Here is a 14390-nt window from a genome sequence, read left to right on the forward strand (position 1 = left end):
CCGGGACGGGCCCGCGGCGGTCAGGTCGTGAAGCGCGCGGCGCTCAGCGCGGCGAGCGTGTCGGCGGGCCACTGCTGCGTGTCGCCGGCCAGACAGTCTGTCACCACTTTAGCAGACCCGCACGCGAGGCCCCAACCGGCCGGGCCGTGACCGAAATTGACGAACACGCGCGGATGCGGGGTCGGACCGACGACCGGCAGGCCGTCCGGTGACAGCAGTTGCGTGCCTTGCCACGACAGCGCGGCGGAAATCTTCGCGGCGCCCGGCACCCAGTCGTGGACGGCCTGGCCGAGCAGCGCGAGCGCGGCTTCGGACAGCGGCTCGGGGAGCGGCTTCGCGGTGTCGGCGAGGCTTTGCAGCACGGCGCCGCCGCCGATGCGCAGCCGCTGGTGGGTGCGCGTGATCGAGATCCGCTTGATCGAATCGACGACGCTCAGGTGCGGCGCATGTTCTTCGTACGCGACCGGCGCGGTCAGCGTATGCGCGCGGACCGGGTGCAGCGGCAGCCGCCAGCCGAGCCGCTCCAGCAGCGGCAGGCTGCCGGCGCCGGCAGCGACCACGATCGCGTCGGCCGCCATCACGTCGACCTCGTGCGCCTTCTTCGCGTGCCGGCCGCCGGCCGGTGCGAGCTCGATCGCGGCGCGGCCGGTGTCGACGCGGATCGCCGCGACGTCCGCGCCGAAGCGGAACTGCACGCCGTGCTCGTCGAGCGTCTGCTTGACCAGTTTCGCGAACAGCGGGCAGTTTCCGGTGCGCTCGCTCTCGAGCAGCACGCCGCCGGCGAAGCCGGGCTCGGCCGGCACCGACGGTTCGAGCGCCGCGCATTCGTCGGCGGTGAGCACGCGGTACGGCTGGTCGAGCGCGCGCAGCAGGTCGAGCGCCGGCTGCAGCGCTTCCCAGTCGCGCGGGTCGCGCACGACGTGCAGGATCCCGGCTTTCTGCTCGAATTCGAGCTGGAAGCGCGCCTCGATGTCGGCGAGCGACTCGCGCGACGCGTCGATCAGCGGGCGCAGCCGTGCATACTGCGCGGTGAATGCATCGGGTTCGCGCAGCGCGGCGAGCTGCTTGACGAAGCGGCGCACGCCGCCGTTGAAGCCCGGCTTGTAGACGATGCCGGTGTCGCGCGGCTGGCGCTGGCGCATGAAGGTCGGGCCGAACCAGACGTCGAGCGGGCTCGGCAGCAGCGTGCCGCCGTCGCCGTAGGTCGCGCCCTGCGCGACGGTCGCGTGGCGTTCGACCACGCACACGCGATGGCCGGCCGCGCGCAGCTGGTAGGCGGTGGCGACGCCGCTGATTCCGCCGCCGATGACGATGACATCCATGGATTGCTTCGATGACGGGCGGCGCGCACGCCGCCCGGTGAGAATTCGCTGACGGGCCCCCGGCCCGGTGAACCGGGAATGATAGCGCCAAAATCACGCGAACCGGTGCCACGCAACCCCATCCGATTCCGCCGTCTTGCGGTCACAGGCCACCGCGGCCGCGCACGCCGGCCCGGCGGCCGGCCGGGCGCCGTGGATGCCGGTGCACCGTCGCGGTGCGTGATGGGTGCCGATCAGGGTGCCGATCAGCCGGTCTGGGATGACCGACTTCCGGGTATAATTACGGCCTTCCTTTCGCCCCACGTCGCCACCTCGCGCGACTCATCGACGTCAGTCCAGCCCATGGCTCACTTCTCGTGTTTTCCCGGCGCTTCGGCCCTCTCCGATTTCCGTCAAACCCGTCTGCTCGACACGCTCAGGCAAATCGACGCCAACATCGTCGCGGTACGCGGCCAGTTCCTGCACTTCGTCAATGCGGCCGAGCCGCTGTCGGCCGACGACAGCGCGCGCATCGACGCGCTGATGCACTACGGCGCGCCGTTCGAGCCGGCGGCCGAGAAGGGTACGACCGAGACCTTCGTCGTGCTGCCGCGCTTCGGCACCGTTTCGCCGTGGGCGAGCAAGGCGACCGACATCGCGCAGCACTGCGGCCTCACGCAGGTGCGCCGCATCGAGCGCGGCGTCGAATTCACGGTCACGCTGAAGTCGGGCCTGCTCGGCGGCAAGAAGGCGCTGTCCGACGACGCGCGCGCCGCGGTGGCAGCCGCGCTGCATGACCGGATGACCGAAAGCGTGGTCGCCGCGCGCGACGACGCGAAGCACCTGTTCGACGAGCTGCCGGCCAAGCCGCTCGCGACCGTCGACGTGCTGGGCGTCGGCCGCGCCGCGCTCGAGCGCGCGAACGTCGAGCTGGGCCTCGCGCTCGCCGACGACGAGATCGACTACCTGGTCGACGCGTTCCGCAAGCTCGAACGCAACCCGACCGACGTCGAGCTGATGATGTTCGCGCAGGCGAACAGCGAGCACTGCCGCCACAAGATCTTCAACGCGAACTGGACGATCGACGGCGAAGCGCAGGACATGTCGCTGTTCGCGATGATCCGCAACACCGAGAAGCTGAGCCCGCAAGGCACGATCGTCGCGTATTCGGACAACTCGTCGATCATGGTCGGCGCCGAAGCCGAGCGCTGGTTCCCGCGCAACGCGGGCGCGGCCGGCGAGCCGGGCGAGCGCTACGGGCGCCACACCGAGCTCACGCACACGCTGATGAAGGTCGAGACGCACAACCACCCGACGGCGATCTCGCCGTTCCCGGGCGCGGCGACCGGCGCGGGCGGCGAGATCCGCGACGAAGGCGCGACGGGCCGCGGTGCGCGTCCGAAGGCCGGCCTCACGGGCTTCACGGTGTCGAACCTCGACCTGCCGGACGCACGCCAGTCGTGGGAGAACGCACGCGACGCGGCGCAGCCGGTCGCCGAGCGCAACCCGAACGAGCAGCACGGCCCGTATGGCCGTCCGGACCGCATCGCGTCGCCGCTGCAGATCATGATCGACGGCCCGCTCGGCGGCGCCGCGTTCAACAACGAATTCGGCCGGCCGAACCTCGGCGGCTATTTCCGCGTGTACGAGCAGAACGTCGGCGGGAAGGTGCACGGCTATCACAAGCCGATCATGATCGCGGGCGGCCTCGGCAACATCGCGGATCAGCACACGCACAAGCACGACGTGCCGGCCGGCTCGCTGCTGATCCAGATCGGCGGCCCCGGCATGCGGATCGGCATGGGCGGCGGCGCGGCGAGCTCGATGGCGACCGGCGCGAACACGGCCGAACTCGACTTCGACTCGGTGCAGCGCGGCAACCCGGAAATCGAGCGGCGCGCGCAGGAAGTGATCAACGGCTGCTGGCAGCTCGGCGCGGAAAACCCGATCCTGAGCATCCACGACGTCGGCGCGGGCGGCCTGTCGAACGCGTTCCCCGAGATCGTCGACGGCGCGGGCAAGGGCGCACGCTTCGAACTGCGCAAGGTCGCGCTCGAGGAATCGGGCCTGTCGCCGCGCGAAATCTGGTCGAACGAGGCGCAGGAGCGCTACGTGCTGGCGATCGCGCCGGCCGACCTGCCGCGCTTCGAGGCGATCTGCGCACGCGAGCGCTGCCCGTTCGCGGTGGTCGGTATCGCGACCGACGAACGCCAGCTGAAGCTCGTCGACGACGAAGCGACGGGCGTCGAGGAATACCCGGTCGACATGCCGATGGAAGTGCTGCTCGGCAAGCCGCCGCGCATGCACCGCGACGTCACGCGTGTCGCGACCGAGCGCGCGCCGGTCGACGTGACGGGCGTCGCGCTGTCGGAAATCGCGGTCGACGTGCTGAAGCACCCGACGGTCGGCAGCAAGTCGTTCCTGATCACGATCGGCGACCGTTCGGTCGGCGGCACCTCGGTGCGCGACCAGATGGTCGGCCCGTGGCAGGTGCCGGTGGCCGACTGCGCGGTGACCGCGCTCGACTACGCGGGCTTCAAGGGCGAGGCGATGACGATGGCCGAGCGCACGCCGCTCGCGGTGATCGACGCGCCGGCCTCGGGCCGCATGGCGGTCGGCGAGGCGATCACGAACATCGCGAGCGCGCCGATCGCGTCGCTCGACAAGCTGAAGCTGTCGGCGAACTGGATGGCCGCGTGCGGCACGGCCGGCGAGGACGCCGCGCTGTTCGACACGGTCAAGGCGATCGGCATGGAGCTGTGCCCGGCGCTCGGGATCGGCATCCCGGTCGGCAAGGACTCGTTGTCGATGAAGACCAAGTGGGACGAGCAGGGCGTCGCGAAGGAAGTCGTGTCGCCGGTGTCGCTGATCATCTCCGCGTTCGCGCCGGTCGAAGACGTGCGCCGTCACCTGACGCCGCAACTGCGCCGCATCGCCGACGCAGGCGACAGCGTGCTGATCGCGATCGATCTCGGCCGCGGCAAGAACCGCATGGGCGGCAGCATCTTCGCGCAGGTCACGCAGCAGGTCGGTGACACGACGCCGGACGTCGACGATCCGGAAGATCTGAAGCGCTTCTTCAACGCGATCCAGTCGCTCAACGCGCAAGGCACGCTGCTCGCGTACCACGACCGCTCGGACGGCGGCCTGTGGGCGACGGTGTGCGAAATGGCGTTCGCGGGTCACGCGGGCGTGTCGCTGAACGTCGACATGCTGACGCTCGACCCGAATCACGAATCCGACTACGGCGACGCGAAGGACTGGGCGAAGCAGACGAGCGGCCGTCGCGAGGATCGCACGCTGCGCGCGCTGTTCTCGGAAGAACTCGGTGCCGTCGTGCAGGTGCGCGCGGCCGATCGCGACGCGGTGCTCGGCGCGCTGCGCGAGTTCGGCCTGTCGGCGTGCTCGCACGTGATCGGCACGGTCAACGATCGCGACGTGATCGAGGTGTACCGCGACGCGAAGAAGGTGTTCGACGCGCCGCGCGCGGAACTCCATCGCGCATGGGGCGAAGTGAGCTGGCGCATCGCGCGCCTGCGCGACAACCCCGCCTGCGCGGACGCCGAATACGACGCGCTGCTCGATGCGGCGGACCCGGGCATCTCGCCGGTGCTCACGTTCGATCCGGCCGACGACATCGCAGCACCGTTCATCGCGACGGGCGCGCGCCCGCGCGTCGCGATCCTGCGCGAGCAGGGCGTGAATTCGCACCTCGAAACGGCATACGCGTTCGACCGCGCGGGCTTCGATGCGCACGACGTGCACATGAGCGACCTGCTGGCCGGCCGCGCGACGCTCGCCGATTTCGCGGGCGCGGTGGCATGCGGCGGCTTCTCGTACGGCGACGTGCTGGGTGCGGGCGAAGGCTGGGCGAAGACGATCCGCTTCAACGCGAATCTCGCCGACATGTTCTCGGCCTTCTTCGCGCGCCCCGACACGTTCGCGCTCGGCATCTGCAACGGCTGCCAGATGCTGTCGAGCCTCGCATCGATGATCCCGGGCGCCGAAGCGTGGCCGAAGTTCACGCGCAACAAGTCCGAGCAGTTCGAGGCGCGCTTCTCGTTCGTCGAAGTGGAGAAGTCGCCGTCGATCTTCTTCGCGGGGATGGAAGGCTCGCGGATTCCGGTGGCGGTCGCGCACGGCGAAGGCTATGCGGACTTCTCGCAGCAAGGCGACATCGACCGCGTCGCGGTCGCGATGCGCTACGTCGACCACCGCGGCGAAGCGACCGAGCGTTATCCGTTCAACCCGAACGGGTCGCCGGCCGGCATCACGTCGGTCACGACGGCCGACGGCCGCTTCTCGGTGCTGATGCCGCACATGGAGCGCGTGCACCGCACGGTCACGATGAGCTGGCATCCGGAAGGCTGGGGCGAAGCGAGCCCGTGGATGCGCGTGTTCCGCAACGCACGCCGCTGGATCGGCTGATGTTCGATCCGCACGCGCCGGTCGAGATCGTCACGCTGCGCGATGAGCGCGCGAGCGACGTCGAGGCGATCGGTCGCGTGATCGTGGCCGCGTTCGCGGACGCGCCGCAGCACGGCGCGTTCGAGCGGCGGATCGTCGACGCGTTGCGCGCGGATGGCGCGCTCGGCGTGTCGCTCGTCGCGGAGCGCGACGAGCGTGTGATCGGCCATGTCGCGTTCTCGCCGGTCTCGATCGGCGGCGAGCCGGCAGGCAGCCAGCAGTGGTACGGGCTCGCGCCGCTCGCGGTACTGCCCGAATGCCGGCGCCAGAGCATCGGCGCGGGGCTCGTGCGTGCGGGGCTCGACGCGTTGCGCCGGCTCGGCGCGCGCGGCTGCGTCGTGCTCGGTGATCCCGGGTACTACGCGCGTTTCGGTTTCGTGCCGTCCGGCGATCTCGTGTTCGCGGATGCGCCGCCCGAGCATTTCCTCGCATTGGCATTCGACGACGCCGCGCCGCGGCCATCGGGCGACGTCCGCTATCACGACGTGTTCCATCCGGTGTAACGGTTCGGTGCGCCGGCCGTGTGCGATCTCGCCGGACTCGACCGAATGAACTGAAAAGCCGCTTCGACGCGGCTTTTTTGTTTGGTGTGACCCGTCCTGCTCGTCGTGGCGCCGTTGCGGCGGCGCTCAAGCACGGCGCGGGGGCAGCAGGTCGGCGCGCGCACCGCAAGCGCACATGAAAAAGGCCGCTCCAGGGAGCGGCCTTCGCGTGGGCGATCGTCGCCGACGTTACTGGATTTTCGCCTGCTGGCGCAGGCCTTCCTCGAACGCCTGCAGCTTCTGCTGCACGAGCTGCTGCGCGATCTGCGCCTTCACCTGGTCGAACGGCGGCGGGGCGATGTCGCGGACGTCGTCGACACGGATGATGTGCCAGCCGAACTGCGTCTTCACCGGCGCGTCGGTCATCTGGCCTTTCTGCAGCTTCTGCGCCGCGGCCGCGAATTCCGGCACGTACGCCTTCGGGTCGGACCAGTCGAGGTCGCCGCCGTTCTTGCCCGAGCCCGGATCCTTCGAGTATTGCTTCGCCAGGTCCTCGAACTTCGCGCCGCCCTTGATCTTCGCGATCAGGTCCTTCGCCTGCTGCTCGCTGTCGACGAGGATGTGGTGCAGGTGATACTCGCGGTTGCCGCCGGCACCCTTCACGAGGTCGTCATAACGCGCCTTCACTTCCGCGTCGGTCGGCTGGTTCTTCTTCAGGAAGCTCTCGATCATCGAGCGCAGCACGACCGTCTGCTGCGCGACGGCGACCTGCGCCTTCACGTCCGGGCGGTTCGGGATGCCTTCGCGGATCGCTTCCTGCATCAGGATTTCGCGGTTCACGAGTTCCTGGCGCACGGCCTGCTGCAGTTGCGGGCTGTCGGTCTGGCCTTGCTGGACGAGCTGCGCGACCATCGCATCGGCGCGCGACTTCGGAATCGGCGTGCCGTTGACGACGGCGATGTTCTGGGCGAATGCCGGTGCCGCTGCAAAAGCAGCCGCCGCGACCCACAGGCGGGGGGATTTCAGGATCATCGGGAATTCCTGTTGAGACTAGATTGAAGATTCGTTGAATTCTTCGGGCGTGTAAGCCACGATCGCGAGCGCGTGAATGCCGCGCTGCATCGCATCAGCGAGCGCATCATACACCAGCCGGTGCCGCGCGACGCGCGGCTTGCCCGCGAAGGCGGCCGACACGATCGTGACCGTGAAGTGGCCGCCGGCAGCGGCGCCGGCGTGGCCCGCGTGCTGCGCGCTGTCGTCGCGCACCGCGAGCGACAGCGGCGCGAGCGCGGCGGTGAGGCGCGCTTCGATCAGCGCGATGCGTTCGTCGGGCGAGGCGTTGAGGAAAGCGTCGGTCATGTCATTCGTCCTTCAGGTACTTCGTGAGCCACAGGCTCTGCAGGATGATGAACACGACCATCGCGCCCGTCGTGCCGAACAGCTTGAAGTTCACCCACTGCGATTCGGTGTAGTTGTGCACCACGTACAGGTTTGCGACGCCGAGCACCGCGAAGAACAGCGCCCACGCGACGTTCAGCTTGTCCCACACAGGGTGCGGCAGCGTCAGCTGCTTGCCCATCATCTTCTCGATCAGGTTGTTGCCGAACGCATAGCGCGCGGCGAGCAGCCCGATCGCAAACAGCCAGTACAGCACAGTCGGTTTCCATTGAATGAATTTCTCGTCATGCAGGACGAGGGTAGCGCCGCCGAACACGACGATTACGCCGAGACTGACCCACAGCATCGTGTCGACCTTCCGGTGCCGGAAGGCGACCCACGCGACCTGGGCTAGCGTCGCGACGATCGCGACGGCGGTGGCGGTGAAGATGCCCCAGACCTTGAAGGCGGCGAAAAACAGGATGATCGGAAACAGATCGAACAGGAATTTCATGGCGCTCGCAGCTGCGTGAAAGGCCGCATCGCGCGGCCTTTCACCGTTGTGGGGACCCGCCGGGCGCCACCGTCCGGGATCGGGGCAGCCGGCAAGGCTGTCCGACCGATCCGTCCGGTGCCGCTCATTCGTTTTCGGGTCGGGACTCGAAGTTTAACGCAGCCGAATTGATGCAGTACCGCAAACCGGTCTTGTCGCGCGGGCCGTCCTCGAACACGTGGCCGAGATGCGCGCCGCAATGGTTGCAGCGGACCTCGACGCGCACCATTCCGTGCGAGCGGTCGATCTTCTCGTCGATCACCTCGCCGTTGAGCGGCTTGAAGTAGCTGGGCCAGCCGCAGCCCGAATGGAACTTGGCGCCGGATTCGAACAGCGGCGTGCTGCAGACGACGCACTTGTAGATGCCGGCGTCCTCGGTGTCGGTGTATTCGCCGGTGAACGCGCGCTCGGTCGCCGCATGCTGCGTGACCTCGTACTGCATCGGCGTGAGCCGGCGGCGCAGTTCGGCGTCGTCCTTCTGGTACGGGAAGGTCTTGTCGTCGGAATCGTGTGACATGGGGGAGTTCTCCTGATCGGTCGGTCGGGTCGGTCGGGTCACGACGAGCAGCTCACTTCGAGCGACCCGGCCCAGTCGGGCGGCAATGCCGCATACGCTTCATGTTCCGGTTGTTCGTCGAACGGGCGGCGCAGCACCTGCGCGAGTCGTTCGACTTCGGAAAAATCCTTTTCCTTCGCGCGCCGGATCGCGACTTCGGCCAGATGGTTGCGCAGCACGTATTTCGGGTTCACGCGATTCATCGCGGCCGCGCGGGCCGCGTCGTCGCGCGTTTCCTCGGACAGCCGCGCGCGGTAGAGGTTCGCCCACGCGTCGAACGCGTCGCGATCGATGAACAGGTCGCGCACCGGCGCGTCGCGGCTCGCGTCGTGCTTCGAGATCTGCGCGAGGCGGCGGAACGTCAGCGTGAAGTACGCATGGCTCGCGTGCATCGTTTCGAGCAGCTTGTTCGCGAGCTCGGCGTCGTTCTCGCGTTCGAGCTCGAGGCCGAGCTTCGCGCGCATCGCGCGCTCGAGCGCCGGGCCGAAGCGTTCCGGAAACTTCGCGAGCACGGCCTGCGCGTCGTCGACCGCGCGCTCGGCGCGCGCATCGTCGTCGGCGATGCCGTGCTGCAGCCCGATCAGCGGCAGCAGCGCCTGCGCGAGGCAGTAGCAGTTCCAGTGCGCGATGCGCGGCTGCATCCGGTACGCGTAGCGGCCGCTCGTGTCGGAGTGGTTGCAGATGTGGTTCGCGTCGAACGCGTCGACGAAGCCGAACGGGCCGTAGTCGATCGTCACGCCGAGGATCGACATGTTGTCGGTGTTCATCACGCCGTGACAGAAGCCGACCGCCTGCCACTGCGCGATGAGGTCGGCCGTGCGCAGCGTCGCGGCTTCGAGCAGCGCGAGGTACGGATCGTCGGCGTCACGGCATGCGGGATAGAAGCGCTCGATCACGTGATCGGCGAGCTGGCGCAGCAGGTCCGGGCGATCGTTCGAGAAGAAGTGCTCGAAGTGGCCGAAGCGCACGAAGCTCTCCGACACGCGCGTGACGACGGCCGACGTCTCGATCTCCTCGCGCACCACCGGCTGGTCGGAGCCGATCACCGTGAGCGCGCGGGTGGTCGGAATGCCGAGGTGATGCATCGCTTCCGAACACAGGAATTCGCGGATCGACGAACGCAGCACCGCGCGGCCGTCGCCCATCCGCGAATACGGCGTGCGGCCGCCGCCCTTGATCTGCAGTTCGTAGCGCCGGCCGTCGGTGCCGGCGAGTTCGCCGATCGTCAGCGCGCGGCCGTCGCCGAGCTGGCCGGCCCACACGCCGAACTGGTGGCCGGAATACACCGACGCGTACGGCATCGCGCTCGCGGGCCAGTCGCGCGTCGGGTTGCCGGCGAACAGCTCGGCGAATCCGGGTTGGGCGGCGAGCGACGCCGGCAGGCCGAGCAGGCGCGCGACTTCGTCGGAAAAGCCGACGACGTACGGCGCGGGCAGCGGTGCTGCCGGCAGCCGCGTATGAAACGCGTCGCCGAGTGCGACGAACGCGCCGACGGCCGGCGCGCCGAGCGTGGCGGCGAGGTCGGGGAGAGTGTCAGCCGTAGCGGCTGCGCTTCGGGAAAACGACATGTTGAGCGCCTCTGGGTAAGCCGATATTGTAAGGCGGCGCCGCGCCGCCCGCATGGCGGCCCGCGCGCCTTGCGCCAGGCCGGTCCGGGCCGTGGACGGGTTGCAGGCTGGCGCATCGCTTCGAGGCTGGTCACCGATTCGCGTCCTTCCGGGAGAACAAGACGATGGGTAAGCCGTTGCTGGGCCAGATGATGGACATGCCGTTGCTGGTGTCGTCGCTGATCGCGCATGCCGCGCGTTATGCGGGCGACACGGAGATCGTGTCGCGGCGCGTGGAAGGCGACCTGCATCGCTACACGTACCGCGACTGCGAGCAGCGCGCGAAGCGCCTCGCGCAGGCGCTCGCACGGCTCGGCGTCGAAGCGGGCGATCGTGTCGGCACGCTGGCCTGGAACGGCTACCGGCATCTGGAGGCGTACTACGGAATCGGCGGGATGGGCGCCGTGTGCCACACGATCAACCCGCGGCTCTTTCCCGAGCAGATCGCCTACATCGTCAACCACGCGGAAGACCGCTACGTCTTCTTCGACATCAATTTCGCGCCGCTCGTCGACGCGATCGCGCCGCAGTGCCCGCACGTGAAGGGCTGGATCGCGATGACGGATGCCGCGCACCTGCCGTCCGGCGCGACGCCGTACCTGTGCTACGAAACGCTCGTCGACGCCGAGGACGGCCGCTACGACTGGCCGCGCCTCGACGAACGGCAGGCGTCCGGCCTGTGCTACACGTCGGGCACGACCGGCAATCCGAAGGGCGTGCTGTATTCACATCGCTCGACGGTGCTGCACGCCTACGGCGCCGCGCTGCCCGACGCGATGAACCTGTCGGCGCTGGACGCGGTGTTGCCCGTCGTGCCGATGTTCCACGTGAACGCTTGGGGGCTGCCGTACGCGGTGCCGCTTACCGGCGGCAAGCTGGTGCTTCCCGGTAAGGACCTCGACGGCAAGTCGCTGTACGAACTGATGGAGGCCGAACGCGTGACGTTCTCCGCGGGCGTGCCGACCGTGTGGCTCGGGCTGCTGAACTACATGCGCGAGGCCGGCGTGCGCTTCTCGACGCTGAACCGCACGGTGATCGGCGGTTCGGCTTGCCCGCCCGCGATGCTGCGCACGTTCGAGGACGAATACGGCGTGCGCGTGATCCACGCGTGGGGAATGACCGAGCTGTCGCCGCTCGGCACGCTCGCGAAGCTCAACTGGGCGCAGTCGCAGCGGCCGTTCGACGTGCAGCGCCGGTTGCTTGAGAAGCAGGGGCGCGTGATCTGCGGTGTCGACATGCGGATCGTCGGCGACGACGGCCGCGAACTGCCGTGGGACGGCGTCGCGTTCGGCGAGCTGCAGGTGCGCGGGCCCTGGGTGATCGATCACTACTTCAAGGGCGATACGTCGCCGCTGTCGGACGGCTGGTTCCCGACCGGCGACGTCGCGACGATCGACCCCGACGGCTTCCTGCAGATCACCGACCGCAGCAAGGACGTGATCAAGTCCGGCGGCGAGTGGATCAGCTCGATCGACATCGAGAACGTCGCGATCGCGCACCCGGGCGTCGCCGAAGCCGCGTGCATCGCGTGCGCGCACCCGAAATGGACCGAGCGTCCGCTGCTCGTCGTGGTGCCGCGCGAGGGGGCGAACCTGACCCGCGACGCGCTGCTTGCGTTCTACGAAGGCAAGGTCGCGAAGTGGTGGGTGCCCGACGACGTCGTGTTCGTCGAATCGCTGCCGCACACCGCGACCGGCAAGCTGCAGAAGCTGAAGCTGCGCGAGACGTTCCGCGACTACGTGCTGCCGACGGCGCGCTGCGCACCGTAACCCGCGGCCGGCGACGGCCCGCCGCGCGGTCGCCCGATCCGGCCCCCGGATCGGCAACAAAATCAAATTGAACGACCGTGCTTTTTCGTTGTATGCTGCCTCCGTTCGATCCGGACATGCGGCCGTTCGACCGCGCACAATGAAGCGCAGCCACCCCGGCGCGCGATGCATGGAGGCAGGCAGATGGCAGTGGATTACTCGACTCGCGACGGCGTGGCCGTCATCACGCTCAACAATCCGCCCGTCAACGGGCTCGGCCTGTCGACGCGCCAGGGCGTCATGGACGCGCTCGATCGTGCCGCGCAGGATCCGTCGGTCACGGCGATCGTGCTGACCGGCGCGGGCCGCGCGTTCTCGGGCGGCGCCGACATCACCGAATTCAATACCCCGAAGGCCTTGCAGGAGCCGACGCTGCACACCGTGATCCGCGCGGTGGAGGCGAGCGCGAAGCCGGTCGTCGCGGCGCTGCACAGCGTCGTGATGGGCGGCGGCCTGGAGCTCGCGCTCGGCGCGCACTATCGCGTCGCGGCGCCCGGTGCGCAGGTCGCGCTGCCCGAAGTGAAGCTCGGCCTGTTGCCGGGCGCGGGCGGCACGCAGCGGCTGCCGCGTGCGGTGGGCCTCGAAACCGCGCTGAACATGATCGTGTCGGGTGCGCCGGTGCCGTCGGAGCAGCTCGCGAACAGCGGGCTGTTCGACGCGATGGCCGACGGCGACCTGCTCGATGCGGCCGTCGCGTTCGCGCGCAAGGTCGGCGCGCAGCAGGGGCCGCATCCGCGCGTGCGCGATCGCAGGATCGTCCACGAGAATGCCGCGGGCTTCATCCAGTTCGCGCGCAATTCCGCGCGGGCCGCCGCGCCGAATTTCCCCGCGCCGCACAAGTGCATCGACGCGATCGAGGCCGGCGTGCTGAACGGCTTCGACAAGGGCAGCGTCGCCGAACGCGACGGTTTCGTCGCGCTGATGATGACGCCGGAAAGCCGTGCGCTGCGGCACGCGTTCTTCGGCGAGCGCGCGGCGAGCAAGATTCCCGACGTGCCGGCCGATACGCCGGTGCGCGAGATCCGCCGCGTCGGCGTGATCGGCGCGGGCACGATGGGCGGCGGGATCGCGATGAACTTCGTCAACGCGGGCCTGCCCGTCACGCTGCTCGAGACGAAGCAGGACGCGCTCGACCGCGGCCTCGCCACGATCCGCAAGAACTACGACGCGCAGGTGAAGAAGGGCAAGCTCACGCAGCAGAAGCTCGACGCGCGCATGGCGCTGATCACGCCGACGCTGTCCTACGACGACCTGAAGGACGCGGACCTGATCGTCGAGGCCGTGTTCGAGGAACTCGGCGTGAAGGAGCAGGTGTTCGGCCGGCTCGATGCGGTGGCGAAGCCCGGTGCGATCCTCGCGTCGAACACGTCGACGCTCGATGTCGACAAGATCGCCGCGTTCACGAAGCGTCCGCAGGACGTGGTCGGCATGCACTTCTTCAGCCCGGCCAACGTGATGAAGCTGCTCGAGGTCGTGCGCGGCGCGCAGACCGCGAAGGACGTGCTCGCGACCGTGATGGCGGTCGCCAAGAAGATTCGCAAGACGGCCGTCGTGTCGGGCGTGTGCGACGGCTTCATCGGCAACCGGATGATCGAGCAGTACATCCGCCAGGCGCTCTTCATGCTCGAGGAAGGCGCGCTGCCCGCACAGGTCGATCGCGCGATCGAGAAGTTCGGTTTCGCGATGGGCCCGTTCCGGATGAGCGACCTCGCCGGCAACGACATCGGCTGGGCGATCCGCAAGCGCCGCTACGTCGAGAAACCCGATCTGCACTACTCGAAGATCGCCGACCGCCTGTGCGAGCAGGGCCGTTTCGGCCAGAAAACGGGCGGCGGCTGGTACGACTACGTGCCGGGCGAGCGCAAGGCGAAGCCGTCGGCGCTCGTAGACGAGATGGTCGTCGCGTATTCGAAGGAGCGCGGCGTCGAGCGGCGCAAGATCGGCGACGACGAGATCGTCGAGCGGCTCGTGTTCGCGCTCGTCAACGAAGGCGCGAAGATCCTCGAGGAGAGGATCGCGTCGAAGGCGTCCGACATCGACATGGTCTATCTGACCGGCTACGGGTTCCCGCTGTGGCGGGGCGGCCCGATGCTGTATGCGGACATGGTTGGCCTCTACAACGTCGAGCGCGCGATCCGCCGCTATGCGGCCGCGCCGAACGGCGACGCGTGGCAGCTCGCGCCGTCGATCGTCGAGCTCGCCAGCGCCGGGCGCGGGTTCAACGGCTGACGGCCCGCGT

The 14390-nt window shown here is 68.8% G+C and carries 10 protein-coding genes; 4 read left to right on the plus strand and 6 right to left on the minus strand.

The features are described from left to right. Window positions 1-20: 20 nt before the first annotated feature. Window positions 21-1322 carry an FAD-dependent oxidoreductase gene (locus U4012_RS19715; protein WP_044843669.1) on the minus strand — a complete coding sequence of 434 codons (1302 nt, stop codon included), beginning with the start codon at window positions 1320-1322 and terminating at the stop codon, window positions 21-23. Window positions 1323-1664: 342 nt separating this feature from the next. On the opposite strand from U4012_RS19715, the gene purL reads away from it, so the two are divergent. Together purL and U4012_RS19725 are read left to right on the plus strand one after the other, a co-directional pair. Continuing rightward, a complete protein-coding gene (purL, locus tag U4012_RS19720) occupies window positions 1665-5729 on the plus strand; it encodes a phosphoribosylformylglycinamidine synthase (protein ID WP_321800880.1) in 4065 nt (1354 codons plus the stop codon). Next, window positions 5729-6271, plus strand: a complete 543-nt coding sequence (locus U4012_RS19725) for a GNAT family N-acetyltransferase (RefSeq protein ID WP_044843780.1) — start codon at window positions 5729-5731, stop codon at window positions 6269-6271. Before purL ends, U4012_RS19725 begins: the two co-directional genes overlap by 1 nt. 228 nt (window positions 6272-6499) lie before the next feature. On the opposite strand, the gene U4012_RS19730 is transcribed toward U4012_RS19725, so the two are convergent. The 5 genes from U4012_RS19730 to U4012_RS19750 all read right to left on the minus strand — a co-directional run bounded on the left by U4012_RS19730 (window position 6500) and on the right by U4012_RS19750 (window position 10304). Then, window positions 6500-7282, minus strand: coding sequence for a peptidylprolyl isomerase (locus U4012_RS19730; RefSeq protein WP_044843666.1), 783 nt, complete (start codon window positions 7280-7282; stop codon window positions 6500-6502). An 18-nt stretch (window positions 7283-7300) separates the two neighbouring features. Next, on the minus strand, window positions 7301-7609 hold the full coding sequence (locus U4012_RS19735; RefSeq protein WP_044843665.1) for a BolA family protein: 309 nt from the start codon (window positions 7607-7609) through the stop codon (window positions 7301-7303). A gap of 1 nt (window position 7610) precedes the next feature. Next, complete coding sequence (locus tag U4012_RS19740) at window positions 7611-8141, minus strand: septation protein A (RefSeq protein ID WP_006753406.1); 531 nt, start codon at window positions 8139-8141, stop codon at window positions 7611-7613. Between the two features lie 124 nt (window positions 8142-8265). After that, on the minus strand, window positions 8266-8697 hold the full coding sequence (msrB, locus tag U4012_RS19745; protein WP_059529717.1) for a peptide-methionine (R)-S-oxide reductase MsrB: 432 nt from the start codon (window positions 8695-8697) through the stop codon (window positions 8266-8268). 38 nt (window positions 8698-8735) lie between these two features. Further along, window positions 8736-10304, minus strand: coding sequence for a protein adenylyltransferase SelO (locus tag U4012_RS19750; RefSeq protein ID WP_321800888.1), 1569 nt, complete (start codon window positions 10302-10304; stop codon window positions 8736-8738). A 164-nt stretch (window positions 10305-10468) separates the two neighbouring features. Here U4012_RS19750 and U4012_RS19755 point away from each other — a divergent pair, with 164 nt between their 5' ends. After that, window positions 10469-12112 carry a 3-(methylthio)propionyl-CoA ligase gene (locus U4012_RS19755; protein WP_321800890.1) on the plus strand — a complete coding sequence of 548 codons (1644 nt, stop codon included), beginning with the start codon at window positions 10469-10471 and terminating at the stop codon, window positions 12110-12112. A gap of 183 nt (window positions 12113-12295) precedes the next feature. Beyond that, window positions 12296-14380, plus strand: coding sequence for a 3-hydroxyacyl-CoA dehydrogenase NAD-binding domain-containing protein (locus tag U4012_RS19760; RefSeq protein WP_321800892.1), 2085 nt, complete (start codon window positions 12296-12298; stop codon window positions 14378-14380). The last annotated feature ends 10 nt before the right edge of the window (window positions 14381-14390 follow it).

It is taken from the genome of Burkholderia sp. BCC1988 (assembly GCF_905339895.1).
GTDB lineage: Bacteria > Pseudomonadota > Gammaproteobacteria > Burkholderiales > Burkholderiaceae > Burkholderia.

What these genes read in the sequence shown, in the direction of transcription:
- U4012_RS19760 (WP_321800892.1), top strand. Translation starts at nt 12,296, where the DNA reads ATGGCAGTGGATTACTCGACTCGCGACGGCGTGGCCGTCATCACGCTC.
- U4012_RS19730 (WP_044843666.1), bottom strand. Translation starts at nt 7,282, where the DNA reads ATGATCCTGAAATCCCCCCGCCTGTGGGTCGCGGCGGCTGCTTTTGCA.
- U4012_RS19755 (WP_321800890.1), top strand. Translation starts at nt 10,469, where the DNA reads ATGGGTAAGCCGTTGCTGGGCCAGATGATGGACATGCCGTTGCTGGTG.
- U4012_RS19725 (WP_044843780.1), top strand. Translation starts at nt 5,729, where the DNA reads ATGTTCGATCCGCACGCGCCGGTCGAGATCGTCACGCTGCGCGATGAG.
- U4012_RS19750 (WP_321800888.1), bottom strand. Translation starts at nt 10,304, where the DNA reads ATGTCGTTTTCCCGAAGCGCAGCCGCTACGGCTGACACTCTCCCCGAC.
- U4012_RS19735 (WP_044843665.1), bottom strand. Translation starts at nt 7,609, where the DNA reads ATGACCGACGCTTTCCTCAACGCCTCGCCCGACGAACGCATCGCGCTG.
- U4012_RS19715 (WP_044843669.1), bottom strand. Translation starts at nt 1,322, where the DNA reads ATGGATGTCATCGTCATCGGCGGCGGAATCAGCGGCGTCGCCACCGCC.
- msrB (WP_059529717.1), bottom strand. Translation starts at nt 8,697, where the DNA reads ATGTCACACGATTCCGACGACAAGACCTTCCCGTACCAGAAGGACGAC.
- U4012_RS19740 (WP_006753406.1), bottom strand. Translation starts at nt 8,141, where the DNA reads ATGAAATTCCTGTTCGATCTGTTTCCGATCATCCTGTTTTTCGCCGCC.
- purL (WP_321800880.1), top strand. Translation starts at nt 1,665, where the DNA reads ATGGCTCACTTCTCGTGTTTTCCCGGCGCTTCGGCCCTCTCCGATTTC.